The sequence below is a fragment of the Variovorax sp. GW821-FHT09D07 genome (genome assembly GCF_059416345.1).
In genome coordinates this window covers 457,788-474,995 of sequence record NZ_JBWKOY010000002.1, presented here as the reverse complement: position 1 = coordinate 474,995, position 17,208 = coordinate 457,788, and the positions used below count along the sequence as shown (strand labels likewise).

Genomic DNA, 17,208 nt, shown 5'->3' with positions numbered 1-17,208 from the left:
CATGACCCCATCCACCCCCGCTTCATCGCGCCGCCTGCTGCTGGCGCTCGCCCTGGCCAGCACCGCCCTGTGCGCGCCCGCCGTGCACGCCGACACCTGGCCCTCCAAGCCCATCAAGGTGATCGTCAACTTCCCGGCCGGCGGCGCGGCCGACCAGCTCGCGCGCGCCGTCTCGCAGCCGCTGCAGGAGGCGCTGAAGCAGCCCGTGGTGATCGAGAACCGCGGCGGCGCCAACGGCAACGTCGGCGGCGAGGCCGTGGCGCGTGCGGCGGCCGACGGCTACACGCTGCTCATGAGCTCGGGCGGCATGGTGTCGGTGAACCCGCACCTGTATGCGCGCATGAGCTTCGACCCCGCCAAGGACCTGGTGCCCGTGGCCGCGGCCGCGCGCGTGCTGGTGTTTTTGGTCACGCGCCCTTCCCTGCCGCCGACCGACGTGAAGTCGTTCATGGCCTACCTCAAGGCCAACCCCGGCAAGCTGTCGTACGGCTCGCCGGGCAACGGCAGCTCGCCGCATCTGGCGGGCGAGATGTTCAAGAGCCAGGCCGGCCTGTTCGCGCTGCACGTGCCGTACCGCGGTGCGGCGCCCGCGTTGCAGGACCTGCTGGCCGGCCAGATCGACTACGCCTTCGACCCCGGCATTGCCCTGAACCAGGTGCGCGCCGGCAAGCTCAAGCTGCTGGCCGTGGGCAGCCCGCACCGCTCCTCGCAGTTCCCCGACGTGCCCACGCTCGACGAGGCCGGCCTGCGCGGCTTCGACGCCGACACGGTGTTCGGCTTCTACGCACCGGCCGGCACGCCGCCCGAGGTGGTGACGCAGCTCAACACGCAGGTCAACCGCGCGCTCGCGCTGCCGGCAGTGAAGGAGCGCATCGCGGCCATCGGCGGCGAGCCGGCACCGGGCACGCCGGCCGACTTCCAGCGCCGTGCGGCAGCCGATTCGCAACGCTTCGGCGCGCTCATCCGCGAGCGCGGCATCAAGGCGGATTGAGCAGCCGGGACAATCGACGGATGAGCAGCACTCCAACTCCCAACGAGGCTTCCGGCAAGGAAGTCGTCTACACCGCACGCGTCGAGTTCGGCGACTGCGACCCGGCCGGCATCGTCTGGTTTCCCAACTTCTTCCGCTGGATCGACGCGGCCTCGCGGCACTTCTTCGCCGAGTGCGGCGTGCCGCGCTGGGAGGAAACGGCCCAGACCCTGGGCGTGATCGGCACGCCGCTGGTCGACACGCACACGCGCTTCGTCAAGGCGGCCAGCTACGGCGACACGCTGCACATCGCGGTGCGCATCACCGAATGGCGCGACAAGAGCTTTGTGCAGACCTACCGCGTGACGCGCGGCGACGACCTGATCCTCGAATGCGAAGAGGTGCGGATCTTTGCGGCGAAGCGCGAAGGCGGTGGCATCCGCGCGGTGCCGATTCCGCCGACGATCCGCGCGCTCTGCACGGACTGAACCACACCGCCTGCAGGCTCAAGCCGCGTCGCGACGCAGCTGCGCGAGCAGGCCTTCCACACCGAGGTCGATCAGGTCGAAGGCCTCGATGAAGGCCTGGTGGCCGCCGTACCACGGGTCGGGCACGTCGCCGCCGATGGCCTCGGCAAACTCCGAGAGCAGGCGCACCTTGCGCGCCGCCTCGGCGGGCGCACGCCGGCGCAATGCGGCGCAGTGCTGCTGCGTCATGCCGATGAGCCAGTCGAAGCGATCGAAGTCGGCCGCATGCACCTGGCGTGCACGGTGCGCGGGCATCGCGATGCCGCGCCGCAGCGCCTCGGCCACCGAGCGCGGATCGGGCGGGTTGCCGCGCTCCTCGTCGGAGATGGCGGCGCTGTCGACCTCCACCGCGAAGCCTGCGCGCTGCGCCTTGTGGAGCAGCAATGCGTGCGCGGTCGGCGAACGGCAGATGTTCCCTGTGCACACGAACAGGATGGCGGGGGTGCTTGGTTTCATGCGCGTCGACTATAGGCACAGGGACAGGCATTCGGCATAGGCCGCCCTACCCCTGGCATCCCCCGGTCAGGGGATGCCACGAGGGAGCGAGGGCGAATCGCACCCCTCTGTCCAATGGACAGCTCCCATATCTTCGGTATCGCCTGACACAACTCCTTGCGCTTCACTACGGCCCATGGTCAGTGCAAAGGAGGTCACGATGCCCCGACCCAGTCTTCACAGCGCGAGCATCACGCTGAAACTTCCCTTCGACATGAGCGCCGCGCAAGAGGTCGAGGCCCTGCGCGCCGCGGGCATTCCGGTGGACGACCTGGGCAATGCGATGTCGGGCTTCCTGTTCGTGCGCTTCAGCAACGGCTGGCGCAGCGACTCGAACATCTTCCGCTGGTTTCCGGCCCCTATCGAACGCAGCGCGAACGAGGCCCGGCTCCACGCCACGCAGCCCCGGCGCAGCCTGTTGCTTCATGCCAAGGGTTGACGCTGGCAATGATGCGGTGCAACAATCCGGAAATCATCATTTCGGAGCCCCGTGCGTGGACAGTGCCAGTTGGATCAGTGACAAGACGCGTGCCTCGGCAGGCGTGACACCCCCGGCCCTCTAGCGCAGGCAGCTCCCGCGCTTGCGGCCGCCGTGTCCGCAGCGCGAACCCCTTGCCCCTCGGGCAAGCGGCTCCCCCTACCGATTCCCGTTGTTCTTCGTCGCTGACTTTGTCAGTCAGCTTGCGTGCGTCCGTGCGCGAGGCCCTTCAGCGTGAAGGAGCCTTGTCATGCGCCAGTTTCAAATTCGTCCGTTGCATCCGCAGGTGCGACCGTCGCACGGTCGCCCGTCGGCGCACGCCGCTGCGCCCTCGCGGGTGAGCCCGGCACTGCACGTCGACGACGAACAGGCCCTGGACCGCGCCGCCGCGCTGTGGACCACGCGCCGCATCCGCAGCTTCTTCCTGCTGCTCGACCCACCCGGCCACGGCACCACGCGCCGCTGAAGCCCGCCCCTGCCACCCCACAGAACAGGAGGCCCTCATGGACCCGGACCCTTGCTTGCGCCGCTGTGCGCCGCCTTCACTGCCCGATCGATCCCCCATTCACCTCGCAGCCTGCCGCGCTGCGGAGGAGCGCCGCCGGCTGACTGCTGCTGAGTAAGTAAGCAAGTCGTCACGGGCGTTTCCCTCCTTCGCGGCGCGCCGCACCCGAAGGAGAAACACCCATGACCCGCGAACGCCTGCGGCGTGTCGTGCGGACGGCCACGGCCGCCCGTTCCACCGCCCGCCCCTTTGCCTCCCGCCGCCCCGCGCCAAGCCGCGCCTGGCTGGCCACCCTCTGCGGCCTGGCCGCCACGCAGACCCACGCCGCCGGCGGACACCATTCGGTGGACGACGCCGCCATCCTCGATCCGGGCCAGTGCCAGATCGAGACCTGGGGCGGCCAGCGCCTCGTGCACTTCGGCCCGGCCTGCCGTGTCGGCCCCATCGAGCTGGGCCTGAACCTCGAGCGCGAGCGCGGTGCCGACGGCCGCACCGTGCGCGCCGGCCCGCAGATCAAGTGGGCCTTTGCGCTCACCGACACGCTGAGCACCGGCGTGCTGGCCTCGGCCACGTGGCAGCGCAGTGATGCCGGCCACGCCTCGCTGCGCCTGGCCGACAGCAGCGTGGTGATCCCCGTCACCTGGCAGTTCGACGACGCCTGGCGCGCTCACCTGAACCTGGGCCGCGACTTCCATCGCGCGCAGCCGAGCACCAGCCACTCGGGCGCGGCGCTCGAATGGGCCGCCCTGCCCGCGCTGTCGTTCGTGGCCGAGCGCTTCCGCGAAGGCGGGCGCAATGCCTGGCGCGCCGGCCTGCGCTGGACGGCCACGCCGGCCCTGAACGTCGACCTCAGCCACGCACGCGACCTGCGCCACGACGGCCCGCGCGGCTGGACGCTGGGCCTCACCTGGGCGTTCGCTCGCTGAGCGACCTCACACAGGAGAAGAACAATGAAGAACGTCCTGAAGTCCTTTTTCGAAAGCTTCCTGCGCAGCCGCCACATGCGGCATCACTTCGAGCGCTGGCAGACGCTGCTGAGCGCCAAGCCCAGCAGCCTCGGCTCGGCCGCGATGCCACCCGAGATCGCCAAGGCGCTGGCCGCCGCCTCGCACACCGACGCGGGCGAAGTGCTGGTGCGCATGAACAGCTCGTCGCAAGGCCTCACCGAAGCCCACGCGCTGGCGCTGCGCAAGCGGCTGGGCAGCAACGAGGTGCGCCACGAGCAGCCGCTGCCGTGGTGGAACCACCTGTGGCAGTGCTACCGCAACCCTTTCAACCTGCTGCTGACGGTGCTCGCGCTGGTCTCTTACGTCACCGAGGACACGAAGGCCACGGTGGTGATCGGCAGCATGGTGCTGCTGTCGACCGTGCTGCGCTTCCTGCAGGAGTCGCGCTCCAACAAGGCCGCCGACCGGCTCAAGGCGATGGTGAGCAACACCTCGACGGTGCTGCGCCCCGCGCCCGGCGAGAAGGCCGGCCGCGCCGGTGACGACGGTTTCGACCTCGCGCACGCCGGCACGCAACGCATCGAAGTGCCGATGCGCGACCTCGTGCCCGGCGACGTGATCGCGCTGTCGGCCGGCGACATGATCCCGGCCGACGCGCGCCTGCTCTCGGCCAAAGACCTGTTCATCAGCCAGTCGGCACTCACCGGCGAATCGATGCCGGTGGAGAAGTTCGCCGCCACCGCGGCCGACCACCAGGCCGGCGTGCTGGAGCGCGACAACCTGCTGTTCATGGGCACCAACGTGATCAGCGGCACCGCCACCGCGGTGATCGTGCACACGGGCGAGCGCACCTTCTTCGGCGCGCTGGCCCAGCGCGTGAGCGCCACCGACCGCGGCACCACCGCCTTCCAGGCCGGCATCAACCGCGTGAGCTGGCTGCTGATCCGCTTCATGCTGGTGATGGCGCCGCTGGTGCTGGTGATCAACGGCGTGACCAAGGGCGACTGGTGGGAGGCGGCGCTGTTCGCGCTGTCGATCGCGGTCGGCCTCACGCCCGAGATGCTGCCGATGATCGTGACGGCCACGCTGGCCAAGGGCGCCGTCGTGATGTCGCGCCAGAAGGTGATCGTGAAGCGGCTCGAAGCCATCCACAACTTCGGCGCGATGGACGTGCTGTGCACCGACAAGACCGGCACGCTCACGCAGGACCGCATCGTGCTCGAACGCCACACCAACGCCTGGGGCGAAGACTCCGACCACGTGCTGCAGCAGGCCTACCTCAACAGCTTTCACCAGACGGGGCTGAAGAACCTGCTCGACAAGGCCGTGCTCAGCCACGCCGAGGTGCAGCTCGATGCGCAGCTGCAGACAAGCTGGCGCAAGGTCGACGAAGTGCCCTTCGACTTCTCGCGCCGCCGCATGTCGGTGGTGGTGGCGCACGGCGAGGACGAGCACCTGCTGATCTGCAAGGGCGCGCTCGAAGAGATCCTGTCGGTGTGCAGCTCGGTCGAACGCGGCGCCGAAGTGCTCGCGCTCGACGCCGACGTGATGGCGCGCATCCACCGCGTGGCCTCGGAGCTCAATGCCCAGGGCCTGCGCGTGGTGGCCGTGGCCAGCCGCACCCTGCACGCCGACGCGCGCAAGCCGGCCTACGGCGTGGCCGACGAGGCGGGACTCACGCTGCTGGGCTACGTGGCCTTTCTCGATCCGCCGAAGGAATCGACCGCGCCCGCACTGCAGGCGCTGGCCGCGCACGGCGTGGCGGTGAAGGTGCTGACCGGCGACAACGAACTGGTCACGCGCAAGGTCTGCGGCGACGTCGGCATCGACGCCGGGCGCATGGTGCTGGGCCACGAGGTCGAGCGCATGAACGAGGCCGAGCTGCGGCAGGTGGTCGAAATGCGCCAGGTGTTCGCCAAGCTCACGCCCGCGCACAAGGAGCGCATCGTGCAGGCGCTGCATGCCAACGGCCACGTGGTCGGCTTCATGGGCGACGGCATCAACGACGCGCCCGCGCTGCGCGCCGCCGACATCGGCATCTCGGTGGACGGCGCGGTGGACGTGGCCAAGGAGTCGGCCGACATCATCCTGCTGGAGAAGAGCCTGATGGTGCTGGAGCAAGGCGTGGTCGAAGGCCGCCGCACCTTCGCCAACATGCTCAAGTACATCAAGATCACGGCCAGCTCGAACTTCGGCAACGTGTTCTCGGTGCTGGTGGCCAGTGCCTTCCTGCCCTTCCTGCCGATGCTGCCGCTGCACCTGCTGGTGCAGAACCTGCTGTACGACGTGTCGCAGATCGCGATCCCGTTCGACAACGTGGACGAGGAGTTCCTGAAGACGCCGCAGCGCTGGAACCCGGCCGACCTGGGCCGCTTCATGGTGTTCTTCGGGCCGCTGAGCTCGGTGTTCGACATCCTGACCTACACCGTGATGTGGTTCGTGTTCGCGGCCAACTCGGTGGAGCACCAGACGCTGTTCCAGTCGGGCTGGTTCATCGAGGGCCTGCTGTCGCAGACGCTGATCGTGCACCTGATCCGCACGCGCAAGATTCCGTTCCTGCAAAGCCGCGCGGCCTGGCCGCTGCTGGCCATGGGCGCGGCCATTGCGGCCGTGGGCATCTGGCTGCCGATGGGGCCGCTGGCGCACTACTTCAAGCTGCAGGCACTGCCGCTCGCGTACTTCCCGTGGCTGGTGCTGATGCTGGTCGGCTACGCGACGCTGACGCAGGCCGTGAAGGGCTGGTACGCGCGCAAGTACGGCTGGCAGTAAGACAAGAACCACCCGGCGGACGCAGGGTCGCGGCTGTCACACAAGGCCGCTACCCTGCTTCGCACACAGAGGATCAGGAGGATCACGCATGGAAGCCATTCGCCACATCAACCTGCCTTCGCTGCTGGACACGCTGGTCAGCGTGGGCGCGGCCTTTCTGCTGGGCTCGCTGATCGGCTTCGAGCGCCAGGTGCGCCAGCGCACCGCGGGGCTGCGCACCAACACGCTGGTGGCCGTGGGCGCCGCCGTGTTCGTCGACATGGCGGCCCGCCTGGGCGGCCCCGACGGCGCGGTGCGCGTGGTCGCCTACGTGGTCTCGGGCATCGGCTTTCTCGGCGCCGGCGCGATCATGAAGGAAGGCGCCAACATCACCGGCCTGAACACGGCCGCCACGCTGTGGGGATCGGCCGCGGTGGGCGCCTGCGCGGGCGCCGACCTGCTGGGCGAAGCGTTGATCGCCGCGCTCTTCGTGCTGGCGAGCAACACGCTGCTGCGGCCGGTGGTGAACCGCATCAACCGCCGTCCGGTGCACGAGGAATCGAGCGAAGCGACCTACACGGTGCGCGTGATCTGTTCGCGCGCGGCGCGGCCCGAGGTGATGGACCAGCTGCTGGTGCAGCTGGAAGCCGCGAACTACCCGGTGCGCGACATCGACCAGCACGCCTTCGGGCAGGCCGACACGGAGATTGCGGCGACGCTGTACGCCACCGCGGTCGAGCCCGAAGAGCTCGACCAGGTGATCGCGGAGCTGGAAACCCTGGAAGGCGTCCAGCAGGCGTTCTGGAACGCCTCCGCCGAAGACTAGTTAAACACCCAGGATCGAAACGGCCTTGGTGTTCAGGTACGCCTCGATCGCCTCGGGGCCACCTTCCGAACCGTAGCCCGAATCCTTCACGCCGCCGAACGGCATTTCCGGCGAGGGCGTGGCGGGCTGGTTGATCCACAGCATGCCCAGCTCGAGCTTTTGGCTCAGCAGGTGCGCGCTCTTGATCGACTTGGTGAAGGCATAACCGGCCAGGCCGAACGGCAGGCGGTTGGCTTCGGTGATGGCTTCTTCGAGCGTGTCGAAGCCGCGGATGGCGGCGATGGGGCCGAAGGGTTCGTTGTTGAACACGTCGGCGTCCAGCGGCACGTCGGTGATGACGGTGGGTGCGAAGAAGTTGCCGGTGTCGCCGACACGTTCGCCGCCGGTCGCGACCGTGGCGCCCTTCTTGCGCGCGTCTTCCAGTACATGGGCCATGGCCGTGAGGCGGCGGGCGTTGGCCAGCGGGCCGAGGTTGGTGCCTTCGACCAGGCCGTCGCCGAGCTTGAGGCCTTCGGCGTGCTTGACCAGCAGGCTCGCGAACTCATGGCGCAGGCTGTTGTGCACCAGGAAGCGGGTCGGCGAGATGCAGACCTGGCCCGCGTTGCGGAACTTGGCCGCACCGGCGGCCTTGACGGCCAGCGCCACGTCGGCGTCTTCGGCCACGATCACCGGGGCGTGGCCGCCCAGTTCCATCGTGACGCGCTTCATGTGCGAACCGGCCAGCGCGGCCAGCTGCTTGCCGACCGGGGTCGAGCCGGTGAAGGTGACCTTGCGGATGATCGGGTGCGCGATCAGGTAGCTCGAGATCTCGCCCGGGTTGCCGAACACCAGGCCCACCACGCCGCCCGGAATGCCGGCGTCGACAAAGGCCTTGAGCAGCGCAGCCGGCGAGGCCGGGGTTTCCTCGGGCGCCTTCACCAGGAAGGAGCAGCCGGTGGCCAGCGCGGCGCCGAGCTTGCGCACGATCTGGTTGACGGGGAAGTTCCACGGCGTGAAGGCCGCGACCGGGCCGACCGGCTCCTTGATGACCAACTGCTGCGCGGCCAGGTTGCGCGAGGGCACGATGCGGCCGTACACGCGGCGGCCTTCGTCGGCAAACCACTCGATGATGTCGGCGGCGGCCATCATTTCGACCTTGGCCTCGCCCAGCGGCTTGCCTTGTTCCTGCGTCAGCAGCTTGGCGATGTCCAGGGCGCGTTCGCGGATCAGGCCGGCGGCGCGGCGCATCACGGCGGCGCGCTCGTTGGCGGGCGTGTCGCGCCAGGCCTCGAAGCCACGCTGGGCGGCGGCCAAGGCACGGTCGAGGTCGACGATGCTGGCGTGCGCCACCTTGCCGATGGCCTTGCCGGTGGCGGGGTTCAGCACGTCGAGCGTCTTGCCGTCGGCGGCGTCGACCCATTGGCCGTCGATCAGCAGGCGGGTGTCGGTGTAGGTGGCGGTCATGGCGAACTCTTTCCTTCGAGGACTGGATGGTGAAAACGAAACGGGAAATCGGGCGCGCGGCGCGGCACCCCGTGGGGGTGCGCATGCGACAACGGCGGCCAAGTGCCGCCGGGGCCGTAGATTAACCTGAGTTCACAAAGCTTGCCGGCGGCCCCCGCCAGGGGCCGGGGCGCGCCTACAGCACGAGGATCGCGCGGAAGTCGTTGACGTTGGTGTTTGTCGGACCGGTCACGAACAGGTCGCCGATGGCGTCGAAATAGCCGTAGGCGTCGTTGCGGTCGAGGTGATCGGACAGCTTTTTGCCCTGCGCCGTGGCGCGCGCCAGGGTGTCGGGCGTGACGAAGGCGCCGGCGTTGTCTTCCACGCCGTCGATGCCGTCGGTGTCGGCCGCCAGCGCCCACACCTGCGGCTGGCCCATGAGCGCGCCGGCCAGGCCCAGGCAGAACTCGCCGGCCCGCCCGCCGCGGCCCTTGGCCTGGCCGGGTTGGCGCGGACGGATGGTGACGGTGGTTTCGCCGCCCGACAGGATGACGCAGGGCCGGGCGAAGGGCTCGCCGCGCAGGGCCACGGCGCGGGCGAGCGCCGCATGCACCTTGCCCACTTCGCGCGATTCGCCTTCCATTTCGTCGCTCAGCACGTGCACGCCGATGCCGGCGGCGCGCGCAGCGGCGGCAGCCGCTTCGAGCGACTGCTGCGGCGTGGCGATGAGGTGGGTGCTGTGGCCGGCGAACACGGCGTCGTCGGGCTTGGGGGTTTCGAGCGCGCCGCTTTCGAGCTGCGCGCGCACGGGCGCCGGCACCTCGATGCCGTAGCGGTCGAGGATGGTCAGCGCGTCGGCGCAGGTGGTGGCGTCGGGCACGGTGGGGCCGCTGGCGATCACGGCCGGGTCGTCGCCCGGCACGTCGCTGATGGTGAGCGTGACCACGCGCGCCGGCGCGCAGGCCGCCGCGAGCCGGCCGCCCTTGATGCGCGACAGGTGCTTGCGCACGCAGTTCATCTCGCCGATGTGGGCGCCGCTGTCGAGCAGCTGCTTGTTGATGCGCTGCTTGTCGGCCAGCGTGAGGCCCTCGGCCGGCAGCACCAGCAGCGACGAGCCGCCGCCGGAGATGAGGCACAGCACGAGATCGTCGGCCGTGAGGCCCTGCGTGAGCGCCAGGATGCGCTCGGCCGCCTGCTGGCCGGCCGCGTCGGGCACGGGGTGCGCGGCCTCGACGATCTCGATGCGCTGCGGCACGCCTGCGGGGCGCGGCGGAATGTGGTCATAGCGCGTGACGACCAGGCCCGACAGCGGGGCGTCGGCCGGCCACAGCGCCTCGAGCGCCTGCACCATCGAGCCGCCGGCCTTGCCGGCGCCCAGCACCACGGTGCGGCCCTTGGGCGGCTGGGGCAGGTGCGCGCCCAGCGTGGACAGCGGCAGCGCGCGGTCCACCGCCACGCGGTACAGGTGTTCGAGGAAGGCGCGCGGGGCTTCGCGCGGATCGGGAGCTGTTGCTGAGGGCGAGGTCGATGCGGTCATGGCTTGCGTGTTGTCTCCATTCGGCGATTGTGCGACGACCGGTGGCCCGCCCTCGCAGGCCACGGTCTTCTAGTTCGTCTTGGCGCCGGCCTGGAACCAGCGGCTGATCAACGCCCGCTCTTCGTCGGTGATGTTGGTCGCGTTGTTCATCGGCATGATCTTGGTCACCACGACCTGCTGGTAGATCGCCTGCGCATGCGCCGTCACCTGGTCGGGCGTGTCGACGCGCACGTTCTTCATCTGCACGGCCGCGCCGTGGCACATGAAGCAGCGCTGCTCCAGCACCTTCTGCACGTCCTGGTAGGCCACGGCGGGCGCGGCCTGGGCAGCGGCGGCCGCGACGGGGGCGGCCGGCTCGGGCTTCATCCACACGATGGTCAGGCCCAGCACCGCGATGCCGACCATGGCGTAGGGCAGCGGGTTGCCCGCGTTGCCCAGCTTGAAGCGGTGGCGCACCACGAAGAACTGCCGGATGGCCGCGCCGCCGAGCATGATCAGCAGCAGCACGATCCAGTTGTACTTGTGCGTGTAGGTGAAGCTGTAGTGGTTGCTCAGCATCGCGAACAGCACCGGCAGCGTGAAGTAGGTGTTGTGCACGCTGCGCTGCTTGCCGCGCTGGCCGTGCACCGGGTCGACCGGCCGGCCTTCGCGCAGCGCCTTCACGTTCTTGCGCTGGCCCGGGATGATCCAGAAGAACACGTTGCCGCTCATGGTGGTGGCCATCATGGCGCCCACCAGCAGGAAGGCCGCGCGGCCCGCGAACCACTGGCAGGCCAGCCAGGTCGCGAAGACGATGAAGACCGCGATCAGCACGCCGACGATGGTGTCGCCGTTCTTGCGGCGCCCGAAGATCTGGCAGATGCCGTCGTAGACCATCCAGAACACGACGAAGAAGGCCAGCGCCACGGCAATGGCGGCGCCGGGCTGCCAGTCCATCTTGCTCTTGTCGATGAGGTACGTGCTCGCGTTCCACAGGTACGACATCGTGAAGAGCGCAAAGCCCGTGAGCCAGGTCGAATAGCTCTCCCAGTACGACCAGTGCAGGTGGTCGGGCAGCTTCTTGGGCGCCAGCGCGTACTTCTGGCTGTTGTAGAAGCCGCCGCCGTGCACGGCCCATTGCTCGCCGCCCACGCCCTTGTCGAGCGATTCCTGGTCCTGCGGCTTCTCGAGGCTGTTGTCCAGCATCACGAAGTAGAAGGAGGCGCCGATCCAGGCGATGGCGGTGATGACGTGGACCCAGCGCAGCAGCAGGTTGGCCCAGTCGAGGTAGTAGCTTTCCATGTGCTCTCTCTCAACCCTGTTGGCGCGTGGGGGCGCCAAGGAGGGGTTTCAGCCTGCTCACCACCGCGGGCGCTGTAAGCAGAGAAAGTGCCGCGAACGCAGGTCCGTTGAAAACGACCTCGCTCCGCTGCGGCTTGTTGTGGACCGAAAGTGTATACAGTTTTGGCACGAGGCGGGATGCTATTTGCGGCGTCGCCGCCAAGGGAAAACCCTGTTCAGCCCAGTGACTGCAACAACTGTGCCGCCACGGCCACCGCGATCACCTCGGGTTCCTTGCCCGTGATGCCGGGCACACCGATCGGGCAGGTGACGCGCGCCAGCTCGTCGGCCGTGAAGCCGCGTGCCTCCAGCCGGTGGCGGAAGGTGGCCCATTTGGTCTTGCTGCCGATGAGGCCGATGTAGGGCAGGTCGTTGCGCGCGCGCAGGCGCTTCAGGCAGGCGATGACGATGTCCAGGTCTTCGGCGTGGCTGAAGCTCATGATCAGCACGCGGCTGCCGGGCGCGAGCGCGGCCACCGCGTCCTGCACGGGCTCGGAGTGCTCGGTGTCGATCTGCGCGGGCAGTGCGTCGGGGAACACGCCGTCGCGGCTGTCGATCCAGCGCACCGAGAACGGCAGCACGGCCAGCAGGCGCGCCAGCGCGGCGCCCACGTGGCCGCCGCCGAACAGGGCCACGGGTTCGAGCTGCGCCACCAGTTCTTTTTGCAGCGCGGGCGTGTCGGCGGCGCCGATGTGCCGGTAGGTGAGGAACATCACGCCGCCGCAGCACTGGCCCAGGCTCGGGCCCAGCGGGTAGCGCTGCACGCCCTCGAGGCTGCGCGTGCCGGCCAGTATCTCGCGTGCTTCCTGCGTGGCCTGGAACTCGAGCTGTCCGCCGCCGATGGTGGCCGTGAGCCCGTCGGCCCAGACGGCCATCCAGGTGCCGGCCTCGCGCGGGGCCGAGCCCTGCGTCGATTCGACGCGCACCAGAACCGCGTCTTCCTGTTGAAGACGCGCCAGCAATTGATCGACCGCACCGTTCATGCCCGAAACCTTCGGTTGCCGAGGCGGCAACAACTCACGGTATAACCCCGGCGATGATGACGAACCGCCAGCTTACGCCGCGCCGCCTCGCCTGGGCCGCCACTGTTCTTTCCGCCTTGTGGCTCGCCGGCTGCGGCTCGACGGGCTCGGTGCCCGGCCAGCTGAGCGGCGCCAGCAACGCACAGGGCAGCGGCCCCGCGCCGCGCGCCTCGAGCGCAGCCACCGCGCGCGAGTACCGCCGCGACGCCGCACGCCACATCTACAACGCCAACCCCTCGCGCATCTACAAGGGCCAGATGCCGCCGCTGCTGTACGCGGTCGGCACCCTGCAGGTGAACCTGGACGCCGGCGGCAAGGTGGTCTCGATGCACTGGCTGCGCGCGCCCAAGCACGCGCCCGAGGTGATCGCCGAGATCGAGCGCGCCGTGCTGCAGGCCGCGCCCTTCCCGCCCGCCCAGCGCCTGGGCGCGGTCACCTGGACCGACACCTGGCTGTGGGACAAGAGCGGACGCTTCCAGCTCGACACCCTGACCGAAGGGCAGCAACAAGGCGACTGACCTCAGGAGCCGCGGTACGTGGAGTAGCTCCACGGGCTCACGAGCAAGGGCACGTGGTAGTGCTGGTCGGTGTGCGCCACGCCGAAGTCCAGCGCCACCTTGTTCAGGAAGTTCGGCTCCGGCAGCGTCACGCCGCGGGCCTTGAAATAACCCGCCACGTCGAACACCAGCCGGTAGGTGCCGACCTTGATCGAGTTGTTGTCGTAGAGCGGACCGTCGCTGCGGCCGTCCGAATTCAGCGTGAAGCGCTTCACCAGCGTCGCGGCGTCGCCGTCGGTGGTGTACAGCGCCACCTCCATGCCGGCCGCGGGGCCGCCGTGCATCGTGTCCAGTACGTGAGTGCTCAAGCCCATGGGGCGCTCCTTCAAAGGGGGTCGGATCGACAAGATCCGGGTGCGGGAAATTCCGGTGGACAAAAGTGTATACAGTTACCGGCTTTGGGTCTATCATGAAAAACATGGAGTCCTCCACCACCCGTTCGATCGTCGATGCCCTCACGAAGGCCATCGTCGAGCACCGCCTTCAGCCCGGCACCAAGCTCGCCGAGCAGAAGCTGGCCGATCACTTCGGCGTGTCGCGCACCTTGGTGCGCCAGGCGCTGTTCCAGCTCTCGCAGAACAAGCTGATCCGGCTCGAGCCGGCACGCGGCGCCTTCGTGGCCGCGCCCGCCGTCGACGAGGCCAAGCAGGTGTTCGCCGTGCGCCGCATGCTCGAGGCCGAAATGACCCGCGCCTTCGTGCGCAGCGTCACGCCCGCCAAGATCAAGGCACTCAAGGAGCACGTGGCGCTCGAGAAATCGGCTGTCGGCGGCGAAGACGTGTCGGGCCGCACCGAGCTCTTGGGCGACTTCCACGTGCGCATGGCCGAGCTCATGGGCAACCAGGTGCTGGCGCAAATATTGGGCGAGCTGATCTCGCGCTGCGCCCTCATCACGCTCATGTACCAGAGCACCAGCGCGGCCGAGCACTCCAACGACGAGCACGCCGACATCGTGAAGGCGCTGGCCGCGCGCGACGAGGAGCTCGCCGTGCGCCTCATGACCGAGCATCTGGAACACGTCGAGGCCAACCTCACCTTCGACCGCAAGGTCCCGACCAACGACATCTCCCTCGCGCTGTCCTGATCCACACCATGACCGTCTACGACACCACCCTGCCCTACCCGCGCGACCTGATCGGCTACGGCCGCAACCCGCCCCATGCCCGCTGGCCCGGCGGTGCGCGCGTGGCGGTGCAGTTCGTCCTCAACTACGAAGAAGGCGGCGAGAACGCCACGCTGCACGGCGACGCGGGCTCGGAGCAGTTCCTGTCCGAGATGTTCAACCCGGCGAGCTTCCCCGACCGGCACATCAGCATGGAAGGCATCTACGAGTACGGCTCTCGCGCCGGCGTGTGGCGCATCCTGCGCGAGTTCGAAAAGCGCGGCCTGCCACTCACCGTGTTCGGCGTGGGCATGGCGCTGCAGCGCTACCCCGAGCTCACGGCCGCCTTCAAGGAACTCGGCCACGAGATCGCCTGCCACGGCTGGCGCTGGATCCATTACCAGAACCTCGATGAAGCCACCGAGCGCGAGCACATGCGCCTGGGCATGGAAGCGATCGAAAAGCTCACCGGCGAGCGCGCGCTCGGCTGGTACACCGGCCGCGACAGCCCGCGCACGCGCCGCCTCGTGGCCGACTACGGCGGCTTCGAGTACGACAGCGACTACTACGGCGACGACCTGCCCTTCTGGATGAAGGTGCAAAAGACCGACGGCAGCGTCGTGCCCCAGCTCATCGTGCCCTACACGCTGGACTGCAACGACATGCGCTTTGCGCTGCCGCAGGGCTACTCGCACGCCGACCCGTTCTTCCAGTACATGAAGGACACCTTCGACGCGCTGTACGCCGAAGGCGACCCGAACGGCGACGACAGCCCCAAGATGATGAGCATCGGCATGCACTGCCGCCTGCTCGGCCGCCCCGGCCGCATCACGGCGCTGCAGCGCTTTCTCGATCACATCGCCACGCACGACAAGGTCTGGGTCTGCCGCCGCGTCGACATCGCACGCCACTGGAAGCAGGCACATCCCTTCGAAGCCGGAGCCGCATCATGAGCACCCCCCTCCTCACCCTTGCCCAACTCAACGCCGCAGGGCCGGCCGCCGCCGTCGCCATGCTCGACGGCGTGTACGAGCACTCGCCCTGGATCGCGCAGCGCGCGCTGGTGCAACGCCCCTTCCGCTCGCTCGCGCACCTGAAGCACGCGCTGGTGCAGGCGTTGGCCGCGTCGTCGGCCGACGAGCAGATCGGCCTGATCCGCGCCCACCCCGAGCTCGCCGGCAAGGCCATGGTCAGCAAGACGCTCACCGCCGAGTCGACCAACGAGCAGAACAAGGCCGGCCTGACCGACTGCACGCCCGAAGAGTTCGCGCAGATCCAGAAGCTCAACGCCGACTACAACGCGAAGTTCGGCTTCCCGTTCATCCTGGCCGTGCGCGGCCCGCGCGGCACGGGCCTGGCCAAGCGCGAGATCATCGAAACCTTCGCGCGCCGGCTGCACAACCACCCGAGCTTCGAGCTCGGCGAGGCGCTGCGCAACATCCACCGCATCGCCGAGATCCGCCTGAACGATAAGTTCGGCGCCGACATCACGCTCGGCAACGACGTGTGGGACTGGCAGGAGCAGCTGTCGGTGCACACCGACCCCGGCTATGCCGAGAAGGGCCAGCTCACCGTTACGTACCTGACCGACGCGCACCGCGCCTGCGCCGCGAACATCTCGGGCTGGATGCGCGACTGCGGCTTCGACTCCGTGCACATCGATGCCGTGGGCAACGTGGTCGGCCGCTACGAAGGCGCCACGCCCGACGCCAAGACCCTGCTCACCGGCTCGCACTACGACACCGTGCGCAACGGCGGCAAGTACGACGGCCGCCTGGGCATCTTCGTGCCCATGGCCTGCGTGCGCGAACTCAAGCGCCAGAACCGCCGCCTGCCCTTCGCCTTCGAAGTCGTCGGCTTCGCCGAAGAAGAGGGCCAGCGCTACAAGGCCACCTTCCTCGGCTCGGGCGCGCTCATCGGCCACTTCGACCCGCGCTGGCTCGACCAGAAGGACGCCGACGGCATCACCATGCGCGAGGCCATGCAGCACGCCGGCCTGAAGGAAGAAGACATTCCGAAGATCCAGCGCGACCCCGCGCGCTACCTCGGCTTCGTCGAGGTGCACATCGAGCAGGGCCCCGTGCTCACCGAGCTCGACCTGCCGCTGGGCATCGTCACCTCCATCAACGGCAGCGTGCGCTACGTGGGCGAAGTCATCGGCATGGCCAGCCACGCCGGCACCACGCCCATGGACCGCCGCCGCGACGCTGCCGCCGCCGTGGCCGAACTCATCCTCTACACCGAGCAGCGCGCCGCCAAAGACGGCGACTCGGTCGGCACCGTGGGCATGCTCGAAGTGCCCAGCGGCTCGATCAACGTCGTTCCCGGCCGCTGCAAGTTCAGCCTCGACCTGCGCGCGCCCAACAACGCGCAGCGCGACGCGCTGGCGAACGACGTGGTCGCCGCGCTGAAGGACATCTGCGAACGCCGCGGCGTGCGCTACGAGCTCGAGGAAACCATGCGCGCCGCCGCCGCGCCGAGCGAACCCGCCTGGCAGCAGCGCTGGGAACAGGCCGTCGACGCGCTGGGCATTCCGCTTTTCCGCATGCCCAGCGGCGCCGGCCACGACGCCATGAAGCTGCACGAGGTGATGCCGCAGGCCATGCTCTTCGTGCGCGGCATCAACTCGGGCATCAGCCACAACCCGCTCGAGTCGAGCACCAACGACGACATTCAATTGGCCGTGCAGGCGTTCCAGCTGCTGCTGGACAACCTCGCCACCGAACAAGCCCACTGACCGACCCCACAAGAA

17 protein-coding genes are annotated in these 17,208 nt (G+C 68.9%); 11 read left to right on the top strand and 6 right to left on the bottom strand.

Annotated features, from left to right (window positions below; genetic code table 11):
- Nucleotide 1: 1 nt before the first annotated feature.
- Together AC07OX_RS08495 and AC07OX_RS08490 are read left to right on the top strand one after the other, a co-directional pair.
- Complete coding sequence (locus AC07OX_RS08495) at nucleotides 2-991, top strand: Bug family tripartite tricarboxylate transporter substrate binding protein (protein WP_495260645.1); 990 nt, start codon at nucleotides 2-4, stop codon at nucleotides 989-991.
- A gap of 20 nt (nucleotides 992-1,011) precedes the next feature.
- Nucleotides 1,012-1,458 carry an acyl-CoA thioesterase gene (locus AC07OX_RS08490; protein WP_495260646.1) on the top strand — a complete coding sequence of 149 codons (447 nt, stop codon included), beginning with the start codon at nucleotides 1,012-1,014 and terminating at the stop codon, nucleotides 1,456-1,458.
- 18 nt (nucleotides 1,459-1,476) lie between these two features.
- Here the strand turns inward: AC07OX_RS08490 and AC07OX_RS08485 are convergent, their stop codons facing one another.
- Entirely contained in the window at nucleotides 1,477-1,953 is a 477-nt protein-coding gene (locus AC07OX_RS08485; protein WP_495260647.1) for a low molecular weight protein-tyrosine-phosphatase, read from the bottom strand.
- 199 nt (nucleotides 1,954-2,152) lie between these two features.
- On the opposite strand from AC07OX_RS08485, the gene AC07OX_RS08480 reads away from it, so the two are divergent.
- The 5 genes from AC07OX_RS08480 (at nucleotide 2,153) to AC07OX_RS08460 (ending at nucleotide 7,496) form a co-directional block, all read left to right on the top strand.
- Nucleotides 2,153-2,431, top strand: a complete 279-nt coding sequence (locus AC07OX_RS08480; RefSeq protein WP_240531349.1) for a hypothetical protein — start codon at nucleotides 2,153-2,155, stop codon at nucleotides 2,429-2,431.
- A gap of 289 nt (nucleotides 2,432-2,720) precedes the next feature.
- The gene (locus tag AC07OX_RS08475; RefSeq protein ID WP_495260648.1) at nucleotides 2,721-2,936 is read left to right on the top strand and encodes a hypothetical protein; all 216 of its coding nucleotides are present in this window, start codon (nucleotides 2,721-2,723) and stop codon (nucleotides 2,934-2,936) included.
- A gap of 221 nt (nucleotides 2,937-3,157) precedes the next feature.
- Nucleotides 3,158-3,901 carry a PA4824 family protein gene (locus AC07OX_RS08470; RefSeq protein ID WP_495260649.1) on the top strand — a complete coding sequence of 248 codons (744 nt, stop codon included), beginning with the start codon at nucleotides 3,158-3,160 and terminating at the stop codon, nucleotides 3,899-3,901.
- Nucleotides 3,902-3,925: 24 nt separating this feature from the next.
- On the top strand, nucleotides 3,926-6,691 hold the full coding sequence (gene mgtA, locus AC07OX_RS08465; RefSeq protein WP_495260650.1) for a magnesium-translocating P-type ATPase: 2,766 nt from the start codon (nucleotides 3,926-3,928) through the stop codon (nucleotides 6,689-6,691).
- Nucleotides 6,692-6,779: 88 nt separating this feature from the next.
- Entirely contained in the window at nucleotides 6,780-7,496 is a 717-nt protein-coding gene (locus tag AC07OX_RS08460) for an MgtC/SapB family protein (protein ID WP_062480849.1), read from the top strand.
- Here AC07OX_RS08460 and AC07OX_RS08455 read toward each other — a convergent pair whose 3' ends face one another.
- The 4 genes from AC07OX_RS08455 to xdhC all read right to left on the bottom strand — a co-directional run bounded on the left by AC07OX_RS08455 (nucleotide 7,497) and on the right by xdhC (nucleotide 12,758).
- Nucleotides 7,497-8,939, bottom strand: a complete 1,443-nt coding sequence (locus AC07OX_RS08455; protein WP_095946746.1) for an NAD-dependent succinate-semialdehyde dehydrogenase — start codon at nucleotides 8,937-8,939, stop codon at nucleotides 7,497-7,499. It lies immediately after the preceding gene.
- Nucleotides 8,940-9,114: 175 nt separating this feature from the next.
- Entirely contained in the window at nucleotides 9,115-10,455 is a 1,341-nt protein-coding gene (locus tag AC07OX_RS08450) for a glycerate kinase type-2 family protein (protein WP_495260651.1), read from the bottom strand.
- Nucleotides 10,456-10,524: 69 nt separating this feature from the next.
- Nucleotides 10,525-11,736 carry a urate hydroxylase PuuD gene (locus AC07OX_RS08445; protein WP_495260652.1) on the bottom strand — a complete coding sequence of 404 codons (1,212 nt, stop codon included), beginning with the start codon at nucleotides 11,734-11,736 and terminating at the stop codon, nucleotides 10,525-10,527.
- Nucleotides 11,737-11,951: 215 nt separating this feature from the next.
- Nucleotides 11,952-12,758: a xanthine dehydrogenase accessory protein XdhC gene (gene xdhC / locus AC07OX_RS08440; RefSeq protein WP_495260653.1), complete on the bottom strand. Its 807-nt coding sequence runs from the start codon at nucleotides 12,756-12,758 to the stop codon at nucleotides 11,952-11,954.
- 53 nt (nucleotides 12,759-12,811) lie between these two features.
- On the opposite strand from xdhC, the gene AC07OX_RS08435 reads away from it, so the two are divergent.
- On the top strand, nucleotides 12,812-13,315 hold the full coding sequence (locus tag AC07OX_RS08435; RefSeq protein WP_095946742.1) for a hypothetical protein: 504 nt from the start codon (nucleotides 12,812-12,814) through the stop codon (nucleotides 13,313-13,315).
- 2 nt (nucleotides 13,316-13,317) lie between these two features.
- On the opposite strand, the gene uraH is transcribed toward AC07OX_RS08435, so the two are convergent.
- Complete coding sequence (gene uraH, locus AC07OX_RS08430) at nucleotides 13,318-13,668, bottom strand: hydroxyisourate hydrolase (RefSeq protein WP_070061690.1); 351 nt, start codon at nucleotides 13,666-13,668, stop codon at nucleotides 13,318-13,320.
- Between the two features lie 95 nt (nucleotides 13,669-13,763).
- Between uraH and AC07OX_RS08425 the strand changes: the two genes are divergently transcribed.
- Genes AC07OX_RS08425 through uraD form a run of 3 tightly spaced genes read left to right on the top strand, consistent with a single transcriptional unit; the run spans nucleotide 13,764 to nucleotide 17,193 of the window.
- Nucleotides 13,764-14,438, top strand: a complete 675-nt coding sequence (locus AC07OX_RS08425; RefSeq protein WP_056574067.1) for a GntR family transcriptional regulator — start codon at nucleotides 13,764-13,766, stop codon at nucleotides 14,436-14,438.
- Nucleotides 14,439-14,446: 8 nt separating this feature from the next.
- Nucleotides 14,447-15,409, top strand: a complete 963-nt coding sequence (gene puuE / locus AC07OX_RS08420) for an allantoinase PuuE (RefSeq protein WP_062480836.1) — start codon at nucleotides 14,447-14,449, stop codon at nucleotides 15,407-15,409.
- Nucleotides 15,406-17,193, top strand: a complete 1,788-nt coding sequence (uraD, locus tag AC07OX_RS08415; protein WP_307637283.1) for a 2-oxo-4-hydroxy-4-carboxy-5-ureidoimidazoline decarboxylase — start codon at nucleotides 15,406-15,408, stop codon at nucleotides 17,191-17,193. The genes puuE and uraD overlap by 4 nt, the downstream gene beginning before the upstream one ends.
- Nucleotides 17,194-17,208: the final 15 nt, after the last annotated feature.